Here is a 24,047-nt window from a genome sequence, read left to right as displayed (position 1 = left end):
TCAGCGCCCCAATATTGCGCGCATTAATTGCGCGCTCGCACTTGGTGTTTTGCCAACTTTGACCCCAGCAGCTTCAAGTGCATCTTTCTTACCTTGCGCCGTTCCTGAAGATCCAGAAACTATTGCACCGGCATGTCCCATTGTTTTGCCTTCAGGAGCTGTAAATCCTGCTACATAACCTACGACTGGTTTCGTGACATATTCGCTAATGAATGCAGCCGCGCGCTCTTCGGCGTCGCCACCAATTTCACCGATCATCACAATTGCTTGTGTATCGGGATCATCTTGAAACGCGCGCAAGCAATCAATATGAGTTGTTCCTATAACTGGATCTCCGCCAATTCCGACAGCGGTGCTAAAACCAATATCGCGCAGTTCATACATCATTTGATACGTCAATGTTCCTGATTTTGAAACTAAACCAATTGGTCCGCTCTTGGTAATGTCTGCAGGAATAATCCCAACATTTGATTTACCGGGACTAATGAGCCCAGGACAATTTGGTCCGATAATTCGTGTGGTTCCTTTACTTTGTGCATGAGCATAAAAACTCGCCGAATCATGAACAGGAATTCCTTCAGTGATGACAACAACAAGTGGCATAGCCGCATCAATTGCATCGATAACGGCTGCTTTTGCAAATTTTGGTGGAACAAATACAACTGAAGTGTTTGCACCCGTTGCGCTCATGGCTTCTGCAACAGTATTAAAAACTGGCAATGTGTGTCCATCAATATCAACACTTTGACCACCTTTGCCAGGTGTCACGCCACCAACAATTTTTGTGCCAGATGCGAGCATCCGCTTTGTGTGTTTTGTTCCTTCAGCGCCCGTCATTCCTTGAACGATCACAACACTTTTTTCATTTATGAAAATAGACATTACTTAGCCGCCAATTCCGCAGCACGATTTGCTGCACCATCCATGGTGTCTACTTGCTCAATAAGTGGATGAGCGGCAGCTTTTAATATTGCGCGACCTTCAATAACGTTATTTCCATCTAAGCGAACAACGATTGGCTTTGTAGCTTTGGGGCCAAGTAATTCGAGCGCCTGAACAATTCCATTTGCAACTGCGTCACAGGCTGTAATTCCACCAAATACATTAACAAAAACACTCTTCACATCGGTATCACCCAAGATAATTGAAAGCCCATCTGCCATCACTTGCGCGGATGCTCCACCACCAATGTCTAAGAAGTTCGCCGGGCGTACTCCGCCAAATTTTTCACCAGCGTATGCAACGACATCGAGGGTGCTCATAACGAGTCCAGCGCCATTACCAATAATTCCAACTTGGCCATCAAGTTTTACGTAATTGAGATCCTTCTCTTTTGCGGCAGCTTCTAACGCATTTGCTTGCGCGTGATCTATAAGTGCTTCGTGATCTAGATGTCTAAATCCAGCATTGTCATCTAAAGTTACTTTGCCATCTAGGGCAATGATTTTTCCATCAACAGTTTTTACCAACGGATTAATCTCCACAAGTGTGGCGTCTTCGGATTGAAAAACTTTCCAGAGGGTTAATAACACTTCTTCGACTTGTGAAGCAATGTCAGCAGGAAAAGCTGCTGCAGCGATAATTTCTTTCGCCTTAGCCGCTGTGATTCCTCTATTTGCATCCACTGGGATTTTGGCAAGTTTTTCTGGAGCAGTGTGTGCAACTTCTTCAATATCCATTCCACCAGAAACTGAGGCCATAACTAAGAAAGTACGGTTTGAACGATCTAATAAAATTGCTAAATAGTATTCAGAATCTATGGGCGCAGCTTGGGCAATCATCACGGTTCGAACTGTGTGACCTTTGATATCCATTCCAAGTATTGCGCTAGCTTTTTCTTTTGCATCATCAGCATCGGCTGCAACTTTTACACCGCCAGCTTTGCCACGACCGCCGACTTTTACCTGGGCTTTAACAACTACTTTGCCACCAATTTTTGCTGCAGCATCATGAGCTTGTTCTGAAGTAGTTGCTATTGCAGCAGGCAGGACAGGAAGTCCATATTTTTCAAAGAGATCTCGAGCTTGGTATTCAAAGAGATCCACGAAAAACTCCAGTCATATCGAAAAAAAGTATTTGCTAATACTAGAGCTTCTCAACTGGTGCATATCGCAGCAGTAATCGCTTCTCACCGTACTGTCCGAAGTTTATGGTGGCTTCAGACTTATCTCCTTCACCTGCAATAGCCACAACAGTTCCGAGTCCGAATGTGTCATGTGACACACGCTCACCCACTGCCAATTGCATTGCAGTGCTTTTCTTTCCTGTTGCCCGAGGTGGCGCCGTTGTTGCAACTCGTGGTTTACGTGTCAGAGATGGAGAAAGCGATGATGACGTTCCACCTTGATTTCGCCACTCGATAACTCCTTCTGGAATTTCATCTAGAAAACGTGAAGCAGGGTTATATGTTGGCGATCCCCATGATGATCGATATTCGGCGCGAGATATATAAAGTCTTTTTTCTGCGCGAGTAAGTCCGACATAAGCCAAGCGACGTTCTTCTTCTATCTCATCTTTCTCACCCAATGTTCGTGAGTGCGGAAAGATTCCATCTTCCATTCCTGTGAGAAAGACAGTGGGAAATTCCAAACCTTTTGCAGTGTGAAGTGTCATAAGCGTTACGACGCCACCATGGTCTTCGCCTTCTGGAATTTCATCTGCATCTGCAACTAGTGAAACTTTTTCTAAGAAACCTGCAAGTGAGATTTCTTCATCTTCGCCGAGTTCGTCAAATGGTCTTTCTTCATACTCCATGGAAACAGCTACGAGTTCTTTAAGGTTTTCAACCCGCACCTCATCTTGTGGATCGGTACTCGAAGATAGCTCTGCAAGTAATCCGGATTGTTCAAGAATTGCTTCGATAATTACAGAAGGTCGAGTCTTAGCCTCAACCAATGTGCGAAGTGCAATCATCATAGATACAAACTCTTTGACAGATTGTGCCGCACGATTTGGCATCCCGGGTGCTTGATCACATTGAGACAAGCCACTCCAGAATGAAAGATTATTTGTTTGCGCATGCAAATCCACACACTCAATTGCGCGATCGCCAATTCCGCGCTTTGGAACATTAATAACTCTTCGAAGCGATATCTCATCTTCTGGATTCGCCAAGACGCGTAAGTAAGCCAAGAGATCTTTAATTTCTTTTCGCTCATAGAAGCGGAGCCCACCCACTACTTTGTATGGCAGCGCAGAACGCATGAAGACTTCTTCGAAAACACGGGATTGCGCGTTGGTGCGATAAAAAATTGCAGTGTCCCCTGGCTCAGATTGACCGCTTCGTTGCAGTTCGCGAATTTCATCTTTTACAAATTCTGCTTCATCGTGTTCGGACTCTGCGACATAACCAACTAGTGGAGCACCAGCGCCTTCCTCGGACCACAAATTCTTCTCTTTGCGACTCTCATTTTTTGTAATTACCGCGTTCGCTGCTGAAAGAATATTTTGTGTGGAACGATAATTTTGTTCGAGTAAGACTGTTGTGGCATTTGGGTAATCCAATTCGAATTGCAAGATATTTCGAATCGTTGCGCCACGGAAACCATAAATTGATTGGTCAGCATCACCAACAACGCATAACTCAGCTGGTGGCAAGTCTTCCTGAGCATTTCCCACCAACTCCTTAACCAATATGTATTGAGCATGATTTGTGTCCTGATACTCATCGACTAAGACGTGCTTAAAACGTGAACGCAATCGAGCCTTGGCTTCAGGATACTTTTGTAAAACTTCGACTGTTTTTAGAATCAGGTCATCAAAATCCATGGCATTGGCCTGTTGCAATCTACGTTGATAAATACTGTAAACATCTGCCACAACTTCTTCAAATTGATTCTTAGTTGCATTGACGTAGTCATGTGGACCCATGAGTTCATTTTTTGCATTGGAGATAATGGATTGAAATTGGCGAGCGGGATAACGCTTGGGATCCAAGTTGAGCTCTTTTGCAACAATGGTAATGAGGCGCAAACTATCTGCTGAGTCATAAATGCTAAATGAATTCCCATAACCTAATCGCACTGCCTCTTGCCTCAGTAGGCGAACACAGGCTGAGTGAAATGTGGAGACCCACATAGATTTAGCAACAGGGCCAACTAAAGCGCCAACGCGATCTTTCATTTCACCCGCTGCTTTATTTGTAAAAGTAATTGCCAATATTTCATATGGAGCGACACCACGTCGGGCCATGAGATATGCAATTCTGCGAGTAAGAACGCGAGTTTTTCCAGAACCAGCACCTGCGACTACAAGAAGTGGACCGCCGCTATGAATAACAGCTGCTTGCTGTTGCGGATTAAGCCCTTCTAGTAAGGGGTCGGTACTTTCCATGGCGGTGAGTCTATTAGGCTTGCGATATGGAACCGATCGCCGATAGCGAAATCAAGCGCGTACTTGTTATTAACGCCCACCCAGATGATTCAGATTTTGGAGCATCAGGAACCATTGCACAGTGGGTTAAAAAAGGAATACAAGTTTCATACGTGTTCTGCACAAACGGAGATCAAGGCGGAGAAGAATCCGGTATCGCTAAAGAAGATATGCCAGAAGTTCGCCAGCGTGAACAACGCGAAGCAGGAGCAGTAATTGGCGTTACAGATATTACGTTTTTAAATTATGTAGATGGTCACCTTGAATCAACGATTGCACTTCGAAAAGATATCGTGCGCCAAATTCGCCGCGTGCGACCAGACCGAATGCTGTGCCAGAGCCCAGAACGCAATTGGGAAAGAATTGGCGCTAGCCATCCAGATCACCTTGCCGCTGGTGAAGCAGCAATTCAAGCTGTCTATCCGGATGCGCGTAATCCCTTTGCCTTCACAGATTTATTAGAAAAAGAAAACCTAAAACCGTGGAGAGTTCGTGAAGTATGGGTGATGGGGTTTGCGCATCCTGATCACTTTGTTGATGTTACTGAAACTTTTGATCTTAAAATGAAAGCGCTTCATGCTCATGCGTCTCAAACATCTCACAATCCAGATTTAGACAAAATGGTTCGCGAATGGGGCGGACGAAATGCAGCTGCAGCCGGATTTGCTGAAGGACGACTTGCTGAAGCGTTTAAAATAGTAAATACAAATTAATTTACTAACACCTTCTGGATTGCAATAGTTCTAGCTGGTTTACCATCGGCTGCGCCACCTTCTGCACCAGCCTTAGCAATCGCTTTTACAATATCTAGACCCGACGTGATGGTCCCCCACATTGTGTAACTAGGTGCAAGCGTTGTGTCGGCATAAACCAAGAAAAATTGACTTCCATTTGTATTAGGACCTGAGTTAGCCATTGCAACACTGCCTTCTGGATAATTATTGTCAGTATTTTCTGGCAAATTTTCATCAGGGTATGTGAATTGTGGTCCGCCACTTCCTGTTGCTGTTGGATCTCCACACTGCAAAACAAATAATCCTTGCGTTGTTAATCGATGACAGAGTGACTCATCGTAGTAACCGCCCTTTGCAAGAGCTGCAATTGATGTCATCGTAAATGGTGCCTTTGATCCGACAGTGCTAATCACAATATTGCCACAATTGGTAACAAGGGTGAAGGTTTTTGGAAATTTAGTTAGTACTTCAGATGGAGTTGGAATCTCTTTTGGATCATGGCCACTCGCTTTTGTTTCAGTGCAGGTAACTCCATCGGCTGAGGATGGAGCAGATTGTGAGGCTTCCTCTTTGATTGGGTCAGCACTATCAGCACTATCGGTACTGCTGTTGCTACCGCATCCTGTTAAAGATATTGCAACCATCGCTAGCAGCATTACCGAAACCTTTTTAAAGCGTGACATTTTTACTCCCACTCGATCGTTGCTGGCGGTTTACTGGTTACATCTAACACGACTCGATTTACTTCGCGCACCTCATTAGTAATTCGTGTCGAAATCTTCTCAAGAACTTCATAGGGAACTCGTGACCAATCCGCAGTCATGGCATCTTCACTAGAGACTGGACGCAAAACGATTGGGTGACCATAGGTGCGTCCATCTCCTTGCACGCCCACGCTTCTCACTTCTGCTAACAAAATAACTGGGCACTGCCAAATATCTCTATCTAACCCTGCTGCTTTTAATTCTTCACGAGCGATGAGATCTGCAGCCCGCAAAATTTCCAAACGATCCCTGTTTACTTCTCCGATAATTCGAATGCCTAGACCAGGACCTGGAAATGGTTGGCGCCACACAATTTCTTCGGGCAACCCTAATTCAATACCAACGTTTCGAACCTCATCTTTAAAGAGTGCGCGCAGTGGTTCAACCAAACTAAATTTAAGATCATCAGGTAATCCACCAACGTTGTGATGCGATTTGATATTTGCTGTCCCTGTGCCGCCACCTGATTCAACAACATCGGGATAAAGAGTTCCTTGAACCAAGAATTCGACTTCCCCACCACTTGCAATATCGCGGGCAGCTTTTTCAAAAGATCTTATAAATTCGCGTCCTATAATCTTTCGTTTCGTTTCAGGATCGCTAACGCCTTTGAGAGCATCTAAGAATTGATCTACGGCGTCCACAACAACAAGATTTACACCAGTAGATGCAACAAAATCTCTTTGAACTTGTTCTGATTCACCGCTTCGAAGCAATCCATGGTCTACAAAGACGCATGTAAGTTGATTGCCAACCGCTTTTTGAATGATTGCAGCAGCAACAGCTGAATCGACGCCACCTGAAAGTCCGCAAATTACTCTTTTACTTCCAATCTGTTTTTTAGCTTTTTCAATTTCTGTCTGTGCAATATTTGCTGTTGTCCATGTTGGAGAACACTTAGCAATGTTTACAAGCCAGTTCTTTAGAATCTCTTGTCCGTGCTCTGAATGCAATACTTCCGGATGAAATTGAACGCCCGATAGCTGTGCATTCGCACTTTCAAATGCTGCAATTGATGTATCACTCGTACTCGCCGTCACGCTAAATCCACATGGTGCTTCAGTTACAGCATCCCCGTGTGACATCCATACTCGTTGCTCTGTTGGCAATGATGCAAATACTTTTGATCCAGCACTAACTTTTAATTGCGTACGTCCAAACTCAGATTTACCTGTCTGGCTAACAACGCCACCAAGGGCAGCTGCCATTGCTTGGAAACCGTAACAAATACCGAAAATCGGAATGTTTAAAGCAAAGATTGCAGAGTCTACAGATGGTGCATTTTCTGCATACACACTCGATGGCCCACCAGAGAGAATGATTGCTTCAGGATTTTTAGCACTAACTTGGGCAGCAGTAATCGATGATGGAACTATCTCTGAATAAATATCTGCTTCACGGACTCGGCGTGCGATGAGTTGCGCGTATTGCGCACCAAAATCAACAACCAAAACTCCGTGAGGATTAGGCACGATGTATAAGTACTTCTACTCGCTGGAAAGATTTAACATCTGAATAACCAGTAGTTGCCATCGCACGACGTAGCGCGCCAAATAGATTCATTGACCCATCGGCTGCATGTGAAGGTCCAAGCAGAATTTCTTGCAATGTTCCAGAAGTTCCAACTGCAACTCTTTCACCGCGTGGAAGTTCTGGGTGGTGTGCCTCTGATCCCCAGTGCCAACCAAGTCCTGGTGCCTCTGAGGCTTTTGCAAGAGGTGAACCCATCATTACCGCATCGGCGCCACATGCAATTGCTTTAGCAATATCACCACTTCGTCCAACGGAACCATCTGCAATAACGTGAACGTAGCGTCCACCTGATTCATCTAAATACTCACGACGTGCGGATGCAACTTCTGCAACTGCAGATGCCATAGGAACTTCAATACCTAATACTTTTCGTGTTGTGTGCGCAGATCCGCCACCAAATCCAACTAGGACACCCGCAGCTCCTGCGCGCATTAAGTGCAAAGCACCAGTTGCAGTTGCAACGCCGCCAACAATTACTGGAACATCTAGTTCGTAAATAAACTTCTTTAGATTAAGTGCTTCACTTTCATCAGCCACATGCTCAGCACTTACGGTGGTTCCACGAATGACGAAAATATCTACACCGGCATCAATAACTGCTTTGTGTAATTCAGCAGTGCGCGCTGGTGAAAGAGATGCAGCAACTGTCACGCCGGCATCTCTAATTGTTTTAATTCGTTCTTTAATCAACTCTGGCTTGATTGGTTCTAGATAAATTTCTTGCATACGTTTGGTTGCATGCTTATCAGGCATGGACGCAATTTCACCCAGTGGAATTCGAGGATCTTCATAGCGAGTCCACAAACCTTCCAGGTTAAGAACTCCGAGTCCGCCCAGATTTCCAATTGCGATTGCGGTATCTGGTGAGACAACTGAATCCATTGGAGCAGCCATCATTGGCAAATCAAATTTATACGCATCAATTTGCCATGATGTTGAAACTTCCAATGGATCGCGTGTGCGCCGGCTTGGAACGATGGCAATATCGTCAAAAGAATAAGCCAGACGGGCTCTCTTGCCGGGAGCTATTTCAATATCGCTCATGATGATCCTTTCGGTGCCTTAGTTCTTCTGCGAATAATTAGGGGCATCTGCAACGTGGAAAACATCGTGCGGATGGCTCTCTTGTAAACCGGCTGCAGTAATTTGAATCAGTCGACCTTCACGTCGAAGTGTTTCAATATCTGGCGCTCCTGCATATCCCATACCAGAGCGCAATCCACCAACTAATTGGTGCACAACATCTGCAGCCGATCCACTGTATGAAACTTTTCCTTCGATGCCCTCTGGAACTAATTTATCTTCTGAAAGTACATCATCTTGCATGTAGCGATCCTTTGAATACGATTTTTTATCTCCGCGAGATTGCATCGCGCCAAGGGAACCCATTCCGCGATAGGACTTATATTTGCGTCCATCAATTTCAATGAGCTCTCCTGGAGATTCATCGCATCCTGCAAGTAATGAACCAAGCATTACTGAGTGCGCTCCGGCAACTATTGCTTTAACGATGTCTCCCGAATACTGCAATCCACCATCTGCAATAAGTGGAATGCCAGCTTTTGCACACGCCTTACTTGCTTCCATGATTGCTGTAATTTGTGGAACACCAACTCCTGCAACAACTCGAGTAGTGCAAATCGAACCTGGTCCCACTCCAACTTTTACAGCATCGGCGCCGGCATTAATAAGTGCTTGAGCACCTGCACGTGTTGCAACGTTTCCGCCAATTACCTGAGTGGTAGGAGAGAATTTCTTAATACGAGTGATCGCATCTAACACCGCGCGATGGTGACCATGTGCTGTGTCAACGACTACAACATCTACTCCGGCTTCAATTAAAGCTTGTGCGCGATTAAAGCCGTCATCGCCCACACCAACTGCAGCTCCTGCAAGCCCAACATTTTTTACTAATTTAACGTGAGCGACTTGTTCTTCAATTGGTAAATTTCTATGAATGATGCCGATTCCACCAGCTTTTGCCATTGCAATTGCCATTGCAGATTCAGTCACGGTATCCATTGCAGATGAAACTAAAGGAACAGAAAGCGAAATTGTTCGAGTGAGCCATGTACCTGTATTTACTTCACTGGGAACAACTTCAGAAGCATCCGGCAGAAGTAAAACATCGTCATAAGTCAGGCCGAGCATTGCGATTTTCTCAGTATCGCTACTCATCGCTGCCCTCCTTCACCATTAGACGCTATGTAAGAAGGTCAGAGTCTATCGGTGCTTTATGCCCCTACAGCCCGCGTGATTTCCTCGCATGCGAAGTTCAAATCAGGGGTTTTAGTCATATGTGCGCAATCACTTTCGCTCCATCCGGGTCCACCCAAAAGAATTCGTGGTGCTGGCCGAACGGTGGGTAGATCTCTGAAATAAGTTGGGTCGGCATTTTCAATTAATTGCGCCCACAAGAAAATTGCTGGCGGCGCGAATTTTTCGACCATTGCTTCAAGGGCTGCAAAAGGTGTTCTGGCTCCGAGGAAATGGCACTCAATATTTCGTTCGGCAAGAGCTGCTTCTAAAGCGTGAATCGCAAGTGAGTGCATCTCTTCTCCAACGGATGCAACCAGTACTGGACGCGGATTAATTGGGCTTGTAATTTTTGATGCACGTTCGCGTAAAACAGTTTTTAGGATTTCTGAGAAGAAGTGTTCGATTTCAATTCCTTCTCCTGTTTCTTTCCACATTTTGCCGAGTGAAACAAGGACAGGCACGATAACTTCCTGCCATGAGTGAATAACGCCATTTTTATCAATGTCATTGCGCAGCGCTCGTTCAATAAAGTTCTTATCAAGTGCTAATGCAGCACTTAGTAAAATCTCGACTGAATCAGGTCGATCAGAAAAACCATCAACCATTTTTTGTAATGTGACATGACTTCGATCTGTTAATGCTTTTGCTGCCGCTTCTGCCGGAGGCATGCCTGCAATGATCAAACGACGCATCGTTGTTAACTTTGCTAAATCTTGTGCGCTGTATCGACGGTGGCAACCACTCTCGTGATCTGTTGGGCCCAGGCCATAACGTCTGGCCCACGTTCGAAGAGTCGCTGGGGCAACGCCAAGGCGTCTAGCCACGGCTGCAACGGTTAGAAGCTCTTCCACAGGCTTATCGTGGCGTGATGAGAGCCAACTCACCACTTGGAACGCCCCTTTTGGGCGATTATTACGAGCCGATACTTGAACAACCTATGCAACGGTTGTACGGTACCTGTGTGGCTGAAATTTCACGTTTACCCCAACCGATCGCAGATCATTGGGAGTGGCAATACGAGGGTTCATGCCGCACCATGCCATCAGAAATGTTTTTCCACCCTGATGGAGAACGTGGCCCCCGCCGTCGCAACCGTGAAAATGCGGCCAAAGCTGTCTGTGCAAGCTGCCCAGTTCTTGCTGCTTGCCGCGCACATGCACTGGCAGTGCAAGAGCCGTACGGAATTTGGGGCGGTCTTTCTGAAGATGATCGCTTAGCGATTATCGGAAAAGAAATTACAAAAGAGGTTTCTCACGCTTCTTAAATAATTAGAAATAAAAAACCCCTTCGCGTAATGCGAAGGGGTTTTTTATTTCAACCTAATCTATTTACTTAATGTGAGTGTCCACCTGGGCCATGTGAATGACCTTGGCCGCCAGCATCAGGTGCTTGATCTGCTGGACGCTCATAGACAATCGCCTCTGTTGTAATAAACATTGCCGCAATTGATGCAGCATTTGCAAGAGCAGAGCGAGTTACTTTGACTGGATCGATGACACCATCTTTTGCAAGATCGCCATAGACATCAGTTGCAGCATTAAATCCTTCGTGTGCTTTCATTGCGCGAACCTTTGCTACAACTACGTAGCCTTCAAGTCCTGCATTTTCTGCAATCCAGCGAAGTGGTTCATCGCATGCTTTGCGAACAAGACGCACGCCAACTGCTTTATCGCCAGTAAATCCAAGATCGCCTTCGAGTGAATCGGCTGCGTGCACAAGTGCTGCGCCTCCTCCGATAACGATTCCTTCTTCAACTGCTGCGCGAGTAGCTGAAATAGCATCTTCAAGGCGGTGCTTTTTCTCCTTGAGCTCTACTTCTGTATGTGCGCCAACTTTGATTACGCAGACTCCACCGGCGAGTTTTGCAACGCGCTCTTGAAGCTTGCCGCGATCCCATTCAGAATCTGTGGTGGCTAATTCATTACGGATTTCTTGTACACGAGCTGCAACAAGTTTCTTATCTCCAGAGCCATCGACAATCGTGGTGGCATCCTTAGAAATTACTATGCGACGAGCCTTACCAAGTGATTCGATTCCGATTTGATCTAGCTTCATTCCAACTTCTGCTGAGATAACAGTTCCACCGGTCAGAATTGCAATGTCTTCGAGCATCGCTTTGCGACGATCTCCAAAGCCAGGTGCTTTAACTGCAGCCGAAGCAAATACACCACGCATGCGGTTTACGACCAGAGTAGAAAGAGCTTCTCCTTCAACGTCTTCAGCAATGATTAATAATGGCTTTGAAGCCTGTGCAATTTTTTCAAGAATTGGAAGCAAGTCTGCGAGCGCTGAAATCTTATTTCCAACGATCAACACATAAGCATCTTCTAGAACTGCTTCCATGCGATCTTGATCTGTTACGAAGTATGGAGAGATGTAACCCTTATCAAATTGCATACCCTCTGTGAATTCGAGTTCGAGTGCAGTAGTTGATGCTTCTTCAACTGTGATCACGCCATCTTTGCCGACCTTATCCATCGCTTCTGCGATGAGGTCTCCGATGCTGCGATCTTGTGCTGAAATTGTTGCAACATCTGCAATCTGTGCCTTGTCATTGACGACAGTGGCATTTGCGCGAAGGCGTTCAGATACTGCAGCAACTGCGGCTTCAATGCCGAGTTTAAGATCCATAGGTTGCGCGCCAGCTGCAAGGTTACGTAGTCCTTCTTTAACCATTGCCTGAGCAAGAACTGTCGCAGTTGTTGTTCCATCACCAGCGACATCGTTGGTCTTGGTAGCAACTTCCTTAACGAGCTGTGCGCCCATGTTTTCAGCTGGATCAGATAATTCAATTTCTTTGGCGATTGTTACGCCATCATTTGTAATAGTTGGAGCGCCATAGGCCTTAGAGATAACAACGTTTCGACCCTTGGGTCCCAGCGTTACCTTGACGGTGTCAGCAAGAATGTTGACGCCACGTTCCATCGCACGACGAGCATGCTCGTCGAAATCTAGAATCTTTCCCATTTACTTCTCGATAACAGCGAGAATGTCACGAGCAGATAGAACTAAGTACTCTTCGTTGTTGTACTTAACTTCTGTTCCGCCGTACTTGCTATAAAGAACTACATCGCCAACTTTGACATCCATAGGAACGCGAACGCCATCATCAAAGCGACCTGGCCCAACAGCTATAACAGTGCCTTCTTGTGGCTTCTCTTTTGCTGTATCTGGGATAACAAGACCTGATGCAGTAGTTGTTTCAGCCTCATTGGCCTTTACGACAATTCGATCCTCAAGCGGCTTAATGGCAACAGCCATGGGTATTACTCCTTTATTTTCCGACGGATGGGTCTAGAGCCGCAATTAGCAGACTCGACCCTTGAGTGCTAACGCCAAGAATACGGGTGGCTATTGACCGTGCGCAAATTAGGAGGCTAAACCCTTACAGTCGTGACCGAAAGGCTGGATGAGGCTGCCAAATCAATGGCTGAGGCTGCGCGTCCCGCACTGCTCATAAGTGAACCAAGGGCTGCAACCATCGCTCCGTTATCGGTGCAGAGCAATGGTGAAGGAATCCGCAATTTCACTCCAGCTTTTTCGCATCGCTCTTCGGCTAATTCTCGAAGCCGTGAATTAGCAGCGACTCCACCAGCGATCACTAAAGATTCGATACCAGTAGCCGCACAAGCAGCAAGTGATTTTTGCACAAGCACATCGACAATTGCTTCTTGAAAAGAAGCGGCAACATCTGCACGTTTGTATTGAGGTGTTGATTCTAAATAGCGGGCAACTGCTGTCTTAAGTCCTGAGAATGAAAAATCATAGGGACGTGTGCGCCAATCTTCGGCTTGCGTTAATCCGCGTGGAAAATTAATTGCATTGGCATCTCCACTTTTTGCTTCAAGATCTACTGCTGGTCCCCCAGGAAAACCTAATCCCATGACACGTGCAATTTTATCGAATGCTTCACCGGCGGCGTCATCCATTGTCGAACCTAAAGATGTGACAGAAGATGTGATGTCATTGATTTGCAAAATAGATGAGTGCCCACCGCTAACAAGTAGCGCAATCGTTGGATCAAGTGGATTATCGTGAGTTAAGTAATCAACACTGATATGGGCAGCTAAATGATTAACGCCAAAGAGTGGTTTATCAAGGGCTAGCGCAATTGCCGCAGCCGTTGATGTTCCAACCAATAGCGCACCGACTAGCCCAGGACCAGCTGTCACTGCAACAGCGTCAATATCTTTAAGCGAAACTTTGGCAGTTTTTAGGGCGCGATCTAGCGCCGGAATCATTGCTTCTAAATGCGCGCGGCTGGCGATTTCTGGAACAACGCCACCAAAGCGTGCATGTTCTTGCACGCTAGATGCAATTTCATTTGCTAATAATGTGCGACCTTTAACGATTCCAATCGCAGTTTCATCACACGATGTTTCGATTCCAAGTACAAGGGGTGCACTCATGACAACACCTTTTTCATGACATGAGCATCAAGGCCCGGACCGTAATAGTTTTTGCGGGTATTGATAATTAAATAACCTATTGATTCATAGAGTGCTATTGCAGATGAGTTATTCACACCTACTTCAAGCATCATCGATGGGGCAACGCGCATTGATGACCACTTTTCCAGCGAATCCATGAAGTGACGAGCAATGCCACGTCTGCGTGCTTCGGGAAGAACGGCAACTGTTAGAACATCAGCATCCACACCGGATGCAACAACCATGACACCTGCATAACCAACAATCTGTTTATCTGAATCTAGGGCTACTACGAAATAACGAGTCTTTGGAATTCCAGAAAACTCTTCTTTGAACTGACCCATTGACCAAGGGGCATCAGAAAATAAAGTGCGCTCCATTGAAACCAATACTGGAAGATCTAATGGCATCACTTCGCGATATGAAATATCCATTATCGCTCCAACGTCGGCACGGCGTCGGGACGACGTAAATACATTGGAAGTTCCACGCGTGCGAGTAAATGAAATACAGACACATCTGGATACGTTGCTTCTGCGCATAATCCGTACTTGTGTGCTCCTTCGCCAACAAATACGGCGCCGCTTACTTCTGCTGGCACATTAACGTGCGGTCCATCAACTCTCTTGCCGTCAATGTATTTTGCCCAGTAAATTTCTTTACGACGCGCATCGGTTGCGGCAATGTATTCAGGAGCTGTGCAGGCGATGGCATCGAGTGAACAAAAACCTGAAACTTCTATGTTTCTAGCCCATGCAAATGCTTGTGCAAATGAAATTCCTGCACGCAAACCTGTGTATGGTCCAGGTCCCATTCCAACAATTACCTGAGATATTTCATTATTAATTTCCAGCGCTTTGTGTACTAATCGCGGAAGTGCTTCGCCATGAGCGGTTGCGCCATCTTCATGGGCTGACCAAATTAATTTGTTATTGGTTAGTAGTCCGACTGAGGTGCGAGATGTAGATGTATCTATTGCCAATACCGCACTCATACTGAAAATCCTGCCCATCGCTGGCCCACGCAATTAAATGAGACTTTTCGAACTTCATCACTTCGATCAATTGTTATTTCTAATCTTTGATCCGAAAGCCTTGCAGATTCCGCTGCGCCCCATTCAATGACTGTGACGCAATTTTCTCGGTCGGTATCTAAATCGAGATCATCTAAAAACAGAGCAGCTTTACCAGAATCCAATAGGCGATAGACATCAACGTGAATTAGTGGCAGCCGGGCTTGGTAAACCTTAGAAATAACAAATGTTGGAGAAGTGACACCTTCAATATCAAGTGCTTGTGCAATGCCTTGTACTAAAACTGTTTTGCCAGCACCGAGATCACCGTTAAGCAAAATCAAATCACCAGCTTGCAACTGGGCACCAATTTTTGCACCGAGTTCGTGCATCTCTGTTGCGCTGGCTATCTTTTTCATGATTGTCGAAAGTTTAGCGTCAAAAGCAAAGGGCCCCAGGTTCACTGGGGCCCTTTGCGATTGAATCGCTAGTTATTTGCGATCAGCAAACATCAATTCAGGTTTGTAATCTGGATCAATGAATATATTTGGGTTCTTCTTAAATGCTGCCTTAGCACTTGCTACTGAAGGCAACTTGCCAGTCTTGCCTGCAGTTGCAAGCATCTTGGCGATGATTAGAAGGTCCTTATTGGTATACATAAAGTGGCTTGTGCCAGTTGTTGGTACAGCCGGTGTAATCGGCTTTCCAGCAGCATCAAACTTTGTATATGTATCTGGTGGCTTGTTCCAAATATTTAGCAGGTTGCCTGGCTTGGCAGTACCTGCTGCAACATTAGATGCATACAACTCTTTGAAGTTCTGAATGAATCCAGCTGGAGTCACTTGATCAGCAGTCTGAGAGATTGTAATTGTTGGAACTGTTACAGCACCTGTGTAATTTGCTTGTTCATTCTTGATGCAATTAATTGCAGCAGGATTGCCCTTTACGCGTGGTGCAGCTGGGTTGAGCTTATTGAGATAAGCCAACATTCCAGCTGTTGCTGTCTTGCCGCTGAGACCAGCAGCATAAACATCGCCATTGTCGCCAAGACGTGCAGCGTAATCAGTTGTGGTGTTATCGAAAATTGTTCCACCACAGCGAAGTTCTGCGTCATAGTTTCCAATCAGTGCGAGTGCAAGTGCTGTGAAAGCATTTTCAAAGACACCAAGTGCTGGGCTAATTGCTAGTCCAAATGAAGTTTCAAGTGGACCTGCTGGACCAGATGATGCGTCATAAGTATTTGACTGCACTGGAACGCCTGCAAGTAATCCAACTAGAAGTACTGCACTTCGAACTGGAATTCCCTTAAGTGCTGCGGGAGCTGTAGAACTTGCTGGCCATGCTGGTGCAAGTGGGTTGGCTCCAATAGCTGCCTGAATAGTTCCAAAGGCTGTTAATACCTTTGTGATATCTCCCATGTACTCCATGTATCCAGTTGTTCCAGATGAATAGCCATTTCCCTTGATTGTTGGATCAAAGAATGTCTTAAACATCCACAAGAAGTCATTTGCATATGTGTATTGAGAATCAGCAGAACCTGCCATGTGCAGATTTGCTACAGCATCAATGACGTCATATTGCTCGGATAGTGATTGAGAAATGTGACCACCAAGTGAGTCTCCCCAAGAAACAATCTTCTTAATCTTTGGGAACTTCTCACGAGCTTCAATGATGAGAGCAAGGTTTGCATCGACTGCTTCTGGAACTGACCATCCCTGTGTTGAGACACCAGACCCTGCAACTGCGTAGCCCTGCTTCAATAGCTCTTCAGCCATCAATTGTTGGTCATTTGCTGTGCGTCCTGGTGCAACTTCTGGTGACATATCTACTACGTAACCATTAGGTCTAATTACAGGAACCTTCGGCATGTTGTGGTTTCCACGAATACCGTGACTGTACAAATACATCATGCCGTTAAATTTAGAAGGCATGCGAATTTCGTACTTAGATCCTTGCCAATCTGTACCTGTGCACTTTTGATACTTGACGTCACTTCCACCTGTTGAAGGTGCAAATACTTCCTTAGTACAGGTTGTGTTTGCCTGCGCAGCTGATGGTGTTACAACTGCAATGGTTGTAACCAGTGCTGTGACTAGTAGCGCTGAAAAGCCCTTAGTGATTTTCATATTTTTCATGAGTTTGTTGGTATCCCATTCTTAGGAATTGAAGAGCGCTTATACGTTGAAGGTGTAATCGGACCATTTGTTGAGTCCGTTGTGACAACTGACAATGTTCCGCCGTATGGCTTCAACTCACCCTTTGCGTTGAGTTGACCCATCCAGTAACCGTTATAACCAATGTGGCTGGTGGCTGAGTAGTTGAGAGGAACAAGTGCTGCACTCGCAAATGTTGCTCCCTTATTTTCAATTGCCTTGATGAGCCCAGCACGTGTCAGATTCTTACCTGCTGCACGTAGTGCTTGCACTGTAAGCATCGCTGAGTTCATGCCTTGTAGAACCACGTTGTCGAATGAGACTCCAGGGTTGTACTTGGCATTGATCTTGCTAAATTCCTTGACGTATTCATCAGTTGTATCTTTTGCGTCAGGAAAGAAGCTAGCTGCAATTGCGCCATCGATAGTTGTTGCCTTTACACCGAGTGCTAGAAGCGTGTTGGCATCTCCACCAACAGAACCTGCGATCCAAGTAAATTTGCTTACTAGGTTGAGAGATTCAGCTGCTTTGAAAATCAGTGCTGTTACATCTGTTGTTCCAAAGAGGATGACAACTGGCTTTCCTGGAATAGCACTTAATCCAGTGATTAGAGCCTTCGCACGAGCATCTGTCATAGAACTCTGTGGGTATAAAGTCTTTGATGCAAGTGTTAGAGAACCTGCAGCAAATCCGTTTACGCCATCTACGCCAAATTCATCATCTTGAGCTACGAGGGCAACTGCTTGTCCTGGGAACTTGTCCTTGACGAACTTAGAAATAATTTTTGCTTCCATCGCATAGCTTGGAAGAACTGTAAATGTGGTTGGGTACTTGGCTTGATTGCCAAATCCACTAAATCCTGTATTTACAAATAGATCAGGCACTTTCTTTGCTGCAAGTGATGCCGCTGCGTATGCCTTTGAGTGCGTTGCAGTTCCAAGAGCTGCAACTAGAGCGAAAACGCCATCCTTGAGAACGAGGTTGGTTGTCTGTGTAGCAGCCAATGTAGGAAGGTATTTGTCGTCGCGAACTACTAACTTAATTTTGCGACCGTACACTCCACCATTTGCATTGATGAAGTCGAAATAAGCCTTCATCGCACCAGGAACTTTGCCGTAAGAAAGGGCTGCTGTTCCTGTGAGTGGCGTAGAAATTCCTAGCTTGATTTCTGACGAAGTCAGACCTGGTTCGGCAGCTTGTGCAGGAAGCGCGGTAAATACCATTGCTCCGAGTGCGACTACCGCTGAAACGATTGAGAAACGTTTCATGCGAGTATTTCTGATCATGTATTTCCTTCCGTGTGTTATCTGAGGGTTCTTACTTAATGGTGCTTTTTAATACTGTGCAAAAGCGTTCCTGGTCCGTTTGGTGCAAATAGCACTGCCAAGATCAGCAGTGCACTTACCAAGAAACCAGGCAAGGTTGCGGTGAATCCTTCAGAACCTCCGATTCGGGTAACGAGTGAATCGGCGATCTCAGGGATTGCCACCAAAACCAACCCCCCTAGCATCACACCTCGGAGGCTATACACGCCAGTAACTACAGCGCCCGTCAGCAAAGAAAATGAGAGGCTGAGGGGAAAAGCGCTGGGTGAAACCCCGCTTATGAGCATTACCAGCAGTCCTCCGGCCAGCCCAGCCATTCCTGAACTAATGGCAAAGGCCAGGACCTTAAGGCGCCCGGTATTGAGTCCTGCCAGAGACGCTGCCGTTTCGTTATCTCGAATCGCTCGGAAGGTGCGTCCATATCGTGAGGAAACAAAATTAGAAATAAGCCAGAGCATTATTAATACTGCAAGGCAAGAAATCCAGAAAAACCACTTGTATTGAGAAAAGTTTTCGCCAAAACGTGCAGGTGGCAAACCGACATCGAATACAACTCCTTGCTCACCGCCAAGAATTGGAAACTGATTGGCCAACGTTGGTAATGAAACTGCAAGTGCCAGAGTTGTTCCTGCTAAATAAGGTCCTGATAATCGAGCAACACCAAATCCGAGAAGAAGTCCAAATATTCCTGCAACAAATGTTGCAATTACTAGCGCAATAGCGGGATGTAAATGCAAGTTATTAATCGAGAGAGCACCGGCGTATGCACCTACGGCCATCAAGGCACTATGGCCTAAAGAGAGTTGACCAGAATAACCAGTGAGCAAAATGATTGAAGCAATTGCTAACGCATACATCGCGACGAAGGAACCTTGATACTGGCGCAATTCTCCAATGCGATCGCCAATTAACAACAAAGCCCAGCCAATTGCAATGAAGAAAATTGTTCGTTTCTTGGAAGGGGTCAGTTTTAGCATCAATCTCGCCGACCCTTCTTCTTTGAAAATAATCCTGCCGGTCTAATTAATAGAACCACAATTAGCATGATGAAAGCCATTGGGAAAACCAGTTTTTCACTGACGTAACTTGTCGCAAAACTAATTGCGAATCCCAGAAGCATCGCACCTGCGACTGCTCCAAATAAACTCTCAAGCCCGCCAATTACTGCAGCAACGAAACCAAATACGAGCAATACATCCATCGCATTTGGATAGAGATAAGAAGAAGGTATGTAGAGCATTCCAGCTAATCCACCAGCTGCGCCTGCAAGAGCCCAGCCAAGAGTTCTGATGAAATCAACTTTAATTCCAGATAATCTTGCGATCTCTGGTGAATGCGCAGATGCTCGAAGTGCTAAACCAATATTTGTCTTTTGAAATAGCAGAGTTAGTAGCAGCATGCTTATAGTTGCGAAGACAACTACCAAAAGATTAAATGGACTAAATGCGATTACCCGGCCAAATAGCGTGTATCCATCAGTAGAAACTGGCGCTGCAAGTGATTGATAGGTCAATCCCCACTTAAACCCAATGATTGCCTGAATAATTCCAAGTAAACCTAGGGTTGCAACAACAGGTGCAATCATCAAAATTGGTCCACTTTGAATTCTCTTAAAAATTGGTCGCATGAAGAATCTGTCGATGACTGCTCCCAGCAGTGCACCAAAAATCATCGCAGCAACTACGCCCACCCAAAATGATCCGGTGCGCACCGTAATTTCATATCCAATATAAGTAGAGAGGACTGCTTGACCGGCCTGGGCAAAGTTAATGATTCGAGTTGATCGCCAGACAAGAACAAGTGCTGTCGACATCAACGCATAAATTGCTCCGGTAGTCAGAGCCGTCAGAATTGCTGTGATTAGTTTTATCATTTAATACCCCAAGTAAGCAGTGCGCACTGCTGGGTCTTTAAGTAAATTCTCTGCGCGATCAACGGCAACAACACTTCCTAGATTGAGGACGACTCCTTCATCGGCAATGGCAAGTGCGCCCATTGCATTTTGTTCTACAAGAACAACTGTGAGATTCATGGTCGTGACAAATTTTCTAATGGTCTTAAATATCTGATCAATAATCAGTGGTGCAAGACCAAGTGAAGGTTCATCCAGAAGCAGTAATTGAGGACGTGCAACAAGGGCTCGTCCGATTGCCAACATCTGACGTTCCCCACCAGAGAGTGATCCACCAGATTGAGACATACGTTCACCCAAAATTGGAAAAAGTGAAAGAACTTCCTCGGTAGCCGCAGCAACATCTTTTTTGTCCTTGCGCCAAAGCCCAGTTAATGCCAAATTTTCTTTAACGGTGAGCTCTGCGATAACTGATTTACCATCTGAAACGTGCATGATTCCTGCACGGGCTAAATTCTCTGGGCGCTTACCAACAATTGATTCACCATTCCACGTGGCTCGTCCAGATTTAATATCTTTTAGTCCAGATAGGCCGCGCAGCAGAGTTGTTTTTCCAGCACCGTTTGCACCGATAACCGCAGCCAAATTACCTGTCGGAACAGTAAATGAGACTGAATTAATCGCACGTATAGCACCGTGATCAATTGTGAGATTTTCTACGATGAGAGTCATGCGTGCGCTCCAAGGTATGCGGCAACAACATCTGGATTGCGTCTAACCGATTCAACATCGCCCGATGCGATTACTTGACCGAAATTTAGTACATAGAGTCGGTTACACACTGACATAACAACATCCATGTGATGTTCTACCAAAATTACTGAGCACTGAGATGAAAGATTATGAATCAATGAGTTCATCCACTCAATATCTTGTGGACCTAATCCGCCAGCAGGTTCATCAAGTAATAAAATTTTAGGTTCGCTTATGAGTGCTCGTGCAAGAGCAACTCTTTTGGTCACTGGATAATCGAGTGTGTCTGCGCGGCGATTTGCTAAGCCCGTTGCATAGACACGCTCGAGAGCTGTCATTGCGCGCGCTTTTAACTTCGATTCATCTTTTGCACTTAATCCAAGGGCTGCCGAGATTAATCCACTGCGGGCAAAGTTAGACCCTCCAATCATCACATTTTCTAAAACAGTTAACTCAGGAAAGAGTCCAACTCCTTGAAGTGTGCGAGATATTCCAAGATCAATTAATTCATACGGTTTTGGCCATTCGTGCTGTGTTCCATTAATTTCTAGAACACCGCTATCAATTTCTACCAGTCCAGAGAGGGCATTAAATAAAGTTGTCTTACCCGCACCATTTGGACCGATTAATCCGATGATTTCATTTTTATTGATCTCAATTGATACTTTGTTAAGCGCTTTGAGACCTCCGAAAGATATCGAGAGGTCTTTAATGCTTAATAACTGTGAATTAGTACTCATGAGATTGGTAGATTCTAGGCACACGTGGCCCAATTCGGGTGACAATCTCATAATTTATGCTCGAACTTGCGCGTCCCCAATCATCTGCGGTGTATTCGCCATGAGAACCATCACCAAAAACTATTACCCAATCCCCTGACTGCGCCGTGCTATCAGAACCCAGGTCTACAACAAATTGATCCATGGAAACTCGACCAATTATTGGAGCTTTCTTACCCTTGAAAAAAACTCCCGCGCCTTGTGCAATGCGAGGAATTCCGTCGGCATATCCAATTGCAACAACGCCTAATTTTGTATCTGATTGCGTCATTGCACTTGCACCATAGCCAACAGGTGAATGCGCTGGAACGCTTTTAACAAGATGAAGTTTTGCTCGCAATTGTCCTACCGGGCGCAATCCCAAATCTTTACTTGTTCCTAAATGTGTGAGATCTGGAGTCAACCCATACATAGCAATTCCAACTCGAACCATTGTGAAGTAGGAAGGTGAATCTTTCATCGTTGCAGCCGAATTTGCTAAGTGCTTTATTGGTGGGTTTATTCCAATATCGCCAAGCTCTTGCACCATCTGCTGAAAGCGCTGAATTTGATCGATATTTTGTTGCTCACCTGGTTCATCTGCCCGAGCAAAGTGAGAAAAGATTCCTATTACATCAACCTGAGAAAAATCTTCTGTGGGTAAATCTTTCCACTCATCTAAGAATCCCCCACGACTCATTCCAGTATCTACTTCGATATGGATGCGAGCTTTCTTGCCCGCTCTCTTTGCAGATTCACTTATCTCGCGTAATCCCTTAATACTTGAAACGCCAATATCAATATTGTGGGTGATTGCAGAATCAAAATCAGAACCAGGTGAAACAAGCCAGGCAAGAATTGGTGCTTCAACGCCATTTTCTCGAAGAGTGATTGCTTCTTCTAGTAGTGCAACACCTAACCACGATGCACCTGCTTTGAGCGCAGCATGTGAAACGCGAATAAGACCGTGCCCGTATGCATCTGCCTTTACAACGGCCAACACATCCACGCCACACTCTTTTTTTAACCGTGCGATGTTTGTGCTGAGCGCACTCAGATCTATGAGAAATTCTGCGCGATCACTCATGCTTTTTCCTCAATAACAACTATTGCCGAGGCAATGCCTCCATCGTGTGACAACGAGAGATGCACCCGTGATCCACTTATTAGATCTGCAATTTCACCACGGAATAAAAACTCTGGTTTGCCATTTTCTAGATTGATTACTTCGGCTTCATGCCACTGTAATCCGTGCCCAACACTGAGAGCTTTTGCAAGTGCTTCTTTGGCTGCAAAACGCGCAGCAAGAGATTGAACGTTTTTTGTTCGCTCTGATTCGGTAAATAACTTCTCACTTAATCCAGGTGTTCGCTCTAGGGATTCCTTGAAACGATCGATGTTTACTACATCGATTCCCACGCCCTCAATCATTTGGCAATAGTAATAAGAACTACGAGAGTTGGCTATTAGATTTTACAAAGCGATCGATTGCGATGACCATAACGAGTAAGGCTGCGCCAATAAATAATCCACCGACTAAGTCTGAGAGCCAGTGAGTATTTCTAATGAGGGAAACCACACATACGCTCAGTGAAATGAGTGCTACTCCAGCGCTAGCAAGACGCCCACGATAACGATCCACGTGGGCATATCTATAAATTAAATAAGCAAGTACTCCCCACGAAAGAATCGCATTAGAAGCATGACCGCTTGGATATGAAAGGCCACCTGCATAAATTAGATCGACATTGAGTTGAGGTTTTGTTCTACCAATTAATAACTTAGCAAGTCCAACAATTAAGTTAAGCGCAATGATTGAAAGTATCGCCAAATTAAGTGGTCTCCATGTTTTAAAACGTCGTGCAATATAAATTGCGGCAATCATAAGCGCGCTAGCCGTTAAGCCACGCAGTCCTAGATCATCGATTCGCATCAGGATAAAATCTATCCACGTTGGGAAATCGACTCTCTTTGCGTTTGCAATTCGTGCATCTAAAGCAATCAGTGGACCATTTGTTATTACCTGTTGGGTGACAACGATAAATCCGACAAAAAATAGGGTTGACCACTTCACTGCACGAAACATTTGTTCTCTGCGTATTG

The 24,047-nt window shown here is 45.3% G+C and carries 25 protein-coding genes; 2 read left to right on the top strand and 23 right to left on the bottom strand.

What is annotated here, in order from left to right; genetic code table 11:
- The 3 genes from sucD to pcrA are packed head-to-tail and all read right to left on the bottom strand — an operon-like array spanning position 1 to position 4,332.
- On the bottom strand, positions 1-882 hold the full coding sequence (gene sucD / locus PHILAsVB114_RS01515) for a succinate--CoA ligase subunit alpha (RefSeq protein WP_095697645.1): 882 nt from the start codon (positions 880-882) through the stop codon (positions 1-3).
- The gene (gene sucC / locus PHILAsVB114_RS01510) at positions 882-2,045 is read right to left on the bottom strand and encodes an ADP-forming succinate--CoA ligase subunit beta (RefSeq protein ID WP_095697644.1); all 1,164 of its coding nucleotides are present in this window, start codon (positions 2,043-2,045) and stop codon (positions 882-884) included. The genes sucD and sucC overlap by 1 nt, the downstream gene beginning before the upstream one ends.
- Positions 2,046-2,085: 40 nt before the next feature.
- On the bottom strand, positions 2,086-4,332 hold the full coding sequence (gene pcrA / locus PHILAsVB114_RS01505; protein WP_095697643.1) for a DNA helicase PcrA: 2,247 nt from the start codon (positions 4,330-4,332) through the stop codon (positions 2,086-2,088).
- A 26-nt stretch (positions 4,333-4,358) separates the two neighbouring features.
- Between pcrA and PHILAsVB114_RS01500 the strand changes: the two genes are divergently transcribed.
- Positions 4,359-5,084 carry a PIG-L deacetylase family protein gene (locus PHILAsVB114_RS01500; RefSeq protein ID WP_095697642.1) on the top strand — a complete coding sequence of 242 codons (726 nt, stop codon included), beginning with the start codon at positions 4,359-4,361 and terminating at the stop codon, positions 5,082-5,084.
- On the opposite strand, the gene PHILAsVB114_RS01495 is transcribed toward PHILAsVB114_RS01500, so the two are convergent.
- From PHILAsVB114_RS01495 to PHILAsVB114_RS01475, 5 genes are read right to left on the bottom strand one after another with little or no spacing between them, the layout of a single operon-like run.
- On the bottom strand, positions 5,081-5,788 hold the full coding sequence (locus tag PHILAsVB114_RS01495) for a peptidylprolyl isomerase (protein ID WP_236850900.1): 708 nt from the start codon (positions 5,786-5,788) through the stop codon (positions 5,081-5,083). The two genes, PHILAsVB114_RS01500 and PHILAsVB114_RS01495, sit on opposite strands and share 4 nt — an antisense overlap.
- 2 nt (positions 5,789-5,790) lie before the next feature.
- Positions 5,791-7,341 carry a glutamine-hydrolyzing GMP synthase gene (gene guaA / locus PHILAsVB114_RS01490; protein WP_095697641.1) on the bottom strand — a complete coding sequence of 517 codons (1,551 nt, stop codon included), beginning with the start codon at positions 7,339-7,341 and terminating at the stop codon, positions 5,791-5,793.
- A complete protein-coding gene (locus PHILAsVB114_RS01485) occupies positions 7,334-8,446 on the bottom strand; it encodes a GuaB3 family IMP dehydrogenase-related protein (protein ID WP_095697640.1) in 1,113 nt (370 codons plus the stop codon). Before PHILAsVB114_RS01485 ends, guaA begins: the two co-directional genes overlap by 8 nt.
- 18 nt (positions 8,447-8,464) lie before the next feature.
- Positions 8,465-9,580 carry an IMP dehydrogenase gene (guaB, locus tag PHILAsVB114_RS01480; protein ID WP_095697639.1) on the bottom strand — a complete coding sequence of 372 codons (1,116 nt, stop codon included), beginning with the start codon at positions 9,578-9,580 and terminating at the stop codon, positions 8,465-8,467.
- Positions 9,581-9,636: 56 nt separating this feature from the next.
- Positions 9,637-10,545: a MerR family transcriptional regulator gene (locus PHILAsVB114_RS01475; protein WP_095697638.1), complete on the bottom strand. Its 909-nt coding sequence runs from the start codon at positions 10,543-10,545 to the stop codon at positions 9,637-9,639.
- Positions 10,546-10,622: 77 nt separating this feature from the next.
- Between PHILAsVB114_RS01475 and PHILAsVB114_RS01470 the strand changes: the two genes are divergently transcribed.
- Positions 10,623-10,925, top strand: a complete 303-nt coding sequence (locus tag PHILAsVB114_RS01470; RefSeq protein ID WP_095697637.1) for a WhiB family transcriptional regulator — start codon at positions 10,623-10,625, stop codon at positions 10,923-10,925.
- 68 nt (positions 10,926-10,993) lie between these two features.
- Here PHILAsVB114_RS01470 and groL read toward each other — a convergent pair whose 3' ends face one another.
- From groL to PHILAsVB114_RS01395, 15 genes are all read right to left on the bottom strand, one after another.
- Positions 10,994-12,628 (bottom strand): chaperonin GroEL, encoded by a 1,635-nt coding sequence (gene groL, locus PHILAsVB114_RS01465; RefSeq protein WP_095697636.1) that lies wholly within the window; start codon positions 12,626-12,628, stop codon positions 10,994-10,996.
- Positions 12,629-12,922 (bottom strand): co-chaperone GroES, encoded by a 294-nt coding sequence (gene groES, locus PHILAsVB114_RS01460; protein ID WP_095697635.1) that lies wholly within the window; start codon positions 12,920-12,922, stop codon positions 12,629-12,631. It lies immediately after the preceding gene.
- A gap of 116 nt (positions 12,923-13,038) precedes the next feature.
- Entirely contained in the window at positions 13,039-14,070 is a 1,032-nt protein-coding gene (tsaD, locus tag PHILAsVB114_RS01455; protein ID WP_095697634.1) for a tRNA (adenosine(37)-N6)-threonylcarbamoyltransferase complex transferase subunit TsaD, read from the bottom strand.
- A complete protein-coding gene (gene rimI / locus PHILAsVB114_RS01450; protein ID WP_095697633.1) occupies positions 14,067-14,525 on the bottom strand; it encodes a ribosomal protein S18-alanine N-acetyltransferase in 459 nt (152 codons plus the stop codon). Before rimI ends, tsaD begins: the two co-directional genes overlap by 4 nt.
- Positions 14,525-15,085: a tRNA (adenosine(37)-N6)-threonylcarbamoyltransferase complex dimerization subunit type 1 TsaB gene (tsaB, locus tag PHILAsVB114_RS01445; RefSeq protein WP_095697632.1), complete on the bottom strand. Its 561-nt coding sequence runs from the start codon at positions 15,083-15,085 to the stop codon at positions 14,525-14,527. Before tsaB ends, rimI begins: the two co-directional genes overlap by 1 nt.
- The gene (gene tsaE, locus PHILAsVB114_RS01440; protein ID WP_204246810.1) at positions 15,082-15,522 is read right to left on the bottom strand and encodes a tRNA (adenosine(37)-N6)-threonylcarbamoyltransferase complex ATPase subunit type 1 TsaE; all 441 of its coding nucleotides are present in this window, start codon (positions 15,520-15,522) and stop codon (positions 15,082-15,084) included. The genes tsaB and tsaE overlap by 4 nt, the downstream gene beginning before the upstream one ends.
- Before the next feature lie 72 nt (positions 15,523-15,594).
- Positions 15,595-17,238: an alpha/beta hydrolase family protein gene (locus tag PHILAsVB114_RS01435; protein WP_095697631.1), complete on the bottom strand. Its 1,644-nt coding sequence runs from the start codon at positions 17,236-17,238 to the stop codon at positions 15,595-15,597.
- A complete protein-coding gene (locus PHILAsVB114_RS01430; RefSeq protein WP_204246809.1) occupies positions 17,235-18,524 on the bottom strand; it encodes an ABC transporter substrate-binding protein in 1,290 nt (429 codons plus the stop codon). The genes PHILAsVB114_RS01435 and PHILAsVB114_RS01430 overlap by 4 nt, the downstream gene beginning before the upstream one ends.
- Before the next feature lie 53 nt (positions 18,525-18,577).
- Positions 18,578-19,558: a branched-chain amino acid ABC transporter permease gene (locus tag PHILAsVB114_RS01425; RefSeq protein ID WP_095697629.1), complete on the bottom strand. Its 981-nt coding sequence runs from the start codon at positions 19,556-19,558 to the stop codon at positions 18,578-18,580.
- A complete protein-coding gene (locus PHILAsVB114_RS01420; protein ID WP_095697628.1) occupies positions 19,558-20,454 on the bottom strand; it encodes a branched-chain amino acid ABC transporter permease in 897 nt (298 codons plus the stop codon). Before PHILAsVB114_RS01420 ends, PHILAsVB114_RS01425 begins: the two co-directional genes overlap by 1 nt.
- Positions 20,455-21,165, bottom strand: coding sequence for an ABC transporter ATP-binding protein (locus PHILAsVB114_RS01415; protein WP_095697627.1), 711 nt, complete (start codon positions 21,163-21,165; stop codon positions 20,455-20,457).
- Positions 21,162-21,926, bottom strand: coding sequence for an ABC transporter ATP-binding protein (locus tag PHILAsVB114_RS01410; protein ID WP_095697626.1), 765 nt, complete (start codon positions 21,924-21,926; stop codon positions 21,162-21,164). Before PHILAsVB114_RS01410 ends, PHILAsVB114_RS01415 begins: the two co-directional genes overlap by 4 nt.
- Entirely contained in the window at positions 21,916-23,031 is a 1,116-nt protein-coding gene (alr, locus tag PHILAsVB114_RS01405) for an alanine racemase (protein WP_095697625.1), read from the bottom strand. The genes PHILAsVB114_RS01410 and alr overlap by 11 nt, the downstream gene beginning before the upstream one ends.
- Positions 23,028-23,375, bottom strand: a complete 348-nt coding sequence (locus PHILAsVB114_RS01400) for a holo-ACP synthase (RefSeq protein ID WP_095697624.1) — start codon at positions 23,373-23,375, stop codon at positions 23,028-23,030. Before PHILAsVB114_RS01400 ends, alr begins: the two co-directional genes overlap by 4 nt.
- Before the next feature lie 19 nt (positions 23,376-23,394).
- Positions 23,395-24,030 (bottom strand): phosphatase PAP2 family protein, encoded by a 636-nt coding sequence (locus PHILAsVB114_RS01395; RefSeq protein WP_095697623.1) that lies wholly within the window; start codon positions 24,028-24,030, stop codon positions 23,395-23,397.
- Positions 24,031-24,047: the final 17 nt, after the last annotated feature.

Origin of the sequence: Candidatus Planktophila limnetica (assembly GCF_002288365.1) — a bacterium.
In the GTDB taxonomy this organism is placed as follows: domain Bacteria; phylum Actinomycetota; class Actinomycetes; order Nanopelagicales; family Nanopelagicaceae; genus Planktophila; species Planktophila limnetica.
Note: the sequence above shows the minus strand (reverse complement) of the source record. Positions and strands in the feature narration are given on the sequence as shown.

Bases quoted from the DNA above. Each gene is read 5' to 3' on its own strand.
- PHILAsVB114_RS01500 (WP_095697642.1), top strand. From the start codon at position 4,359: ATGGAACCGATCGCCGATAGCGAAATCAAGCGCGTACTTGTTATTAAC.
- pcrA (WP_095697643.1), bottom strand. From the start codon at position 4,332: ATGGAAAGTACCGACCCCTTACTAGAAGGGCTTAATCCGCAACAGCAA.
- PHILAsVB114_RS01430 (WP_204246809.1), bottom strand. From the start codon at position 18,524: ATGAAACGTTTCTCAATCGTTTCAGCGGTAGTCGCACTCGGAGCAATG.
- sucD (WP_095697645.1), bottom strand. From the start codon at position 882: ATGTCTATTTTCATAAATGAAAAAAGTGTTGTGATCGTTCAAGGAATG.
- PHILAsVB114_RS01415 (WP_095697627.1), bottom strand. From the start codon at position 21,165: ATGACTCTCATCGTAGAAAATCTCACAATTGATCACGGTGCTATACGT.
- PHILAsVB114_RS01420 (WP_095697628.1), bottom strand. From the start codon at position 20,454: ATGATAAAACTAATCACAGCAATTCTGACGGCTCTGACTACCGGAGCA.
- PHILAsVB114_RS01485 (WP_095697640.1), bottom strand. From the start codon at position 8,446: ATGAGCGATATTGAAATAGCTCCCGGCAAGAGAGCCCGTCTGGCTTAT.
- groL (WP_095697636.1), bottom strand. From the start codon at position 12,628: ATGGGAAAGATTCTAGATTTCGACGAGCATGCTCGTCGTGCGATGGAA.
- PHILAsVB114_RS01400 (WP_095697624.1), bottom strand. From the start codon at position 23,375: ATGATTGAGGGCGTGGGAATCGATGTAGTAAACATCGATCGTTTCAAG.
- PHILAsVB114_RS01410 (WP_095697626.1), bottom strand. From the start codon at position 21,926: ATGAGTACTAATTCACAGTTATTAAGCATTAAAGACCTCTCGATATCT.
- PHILAsVB114_RS01495 (WP_236850900.1), bottom strand. From the start codon at position 5,788: ATGTCACGCTTTAAAAAGGTTTCGGTAATGCTGCTAGCGATGGTTGCA.
- tsaD (WP_095697634.1), bottom strand. From the start codon at position 14,070: ATGAGTGCACCCCTTGTACTTGGAATCGAAACATCGTGTGATGAAACT.
- PHILAsVB114_RS01435 (WP_095697631.1), bottom strand. From the start codon at position 17,238: ATGAAAAATATGAAAATCACTAAGGGCTTTTCAGCGCTACTAGTCACA.
- rimI (WP_095697633.1), bottom strand. From the start codon at position 14,525: ATGGATATTTCATATCGCGAAGTGATGCCATTAGATCTTCCAGTATTG.
- PHILAsVB114_RS01395 (WP_095697623.1), bottom strand. From the start codon at position 24,030: ATGTTTCGTGCAGTGAAGTGGTCAACCCTATTTTTTGTCGGATTTATC.
- tsaE (WP_204246810.1), bottom strand. From the start codon at position 15,522: ATGAAAAAGATAGCCAGCGCAACAGAGATGCACGAACTCGGTGCAAAA.
- PHILAsVB114_RS01425 (WP_095697629.1), bottom strand. From the start codon at position 19,558: ATGCTAAAACTGACCCCTTCCAAGAAACGAACAATTTTCTTCATTGCA.
- tsaB (WP_095697632.1), bottom strand. From the start codon at position 15,085: ATGAGTGCGGTATTGGCAATAGATACATCTACATCTCGCACCTCAGTC.
- guaB (WP_095697639.1), bottom strand. From the start codon at position 9,580: ATGAGTAGCGATACTGAGAAAATCGCAATGCTCGGCCTGACTTATGAC.
- groES (WP_095697635.1), bottom strand. From the start codon at position 12,922: ATGGCTGTTGCCATTAAGCCGCTTGAGGATCGAATTGTCGTAAAGGCC.
- alr (WP_095697625.1), bottom strand. From the start codon at position 23,031: ATGAGTGATCGCGCAGAATTTCTCATAGATCTGAGTGCGCTCAGCACA.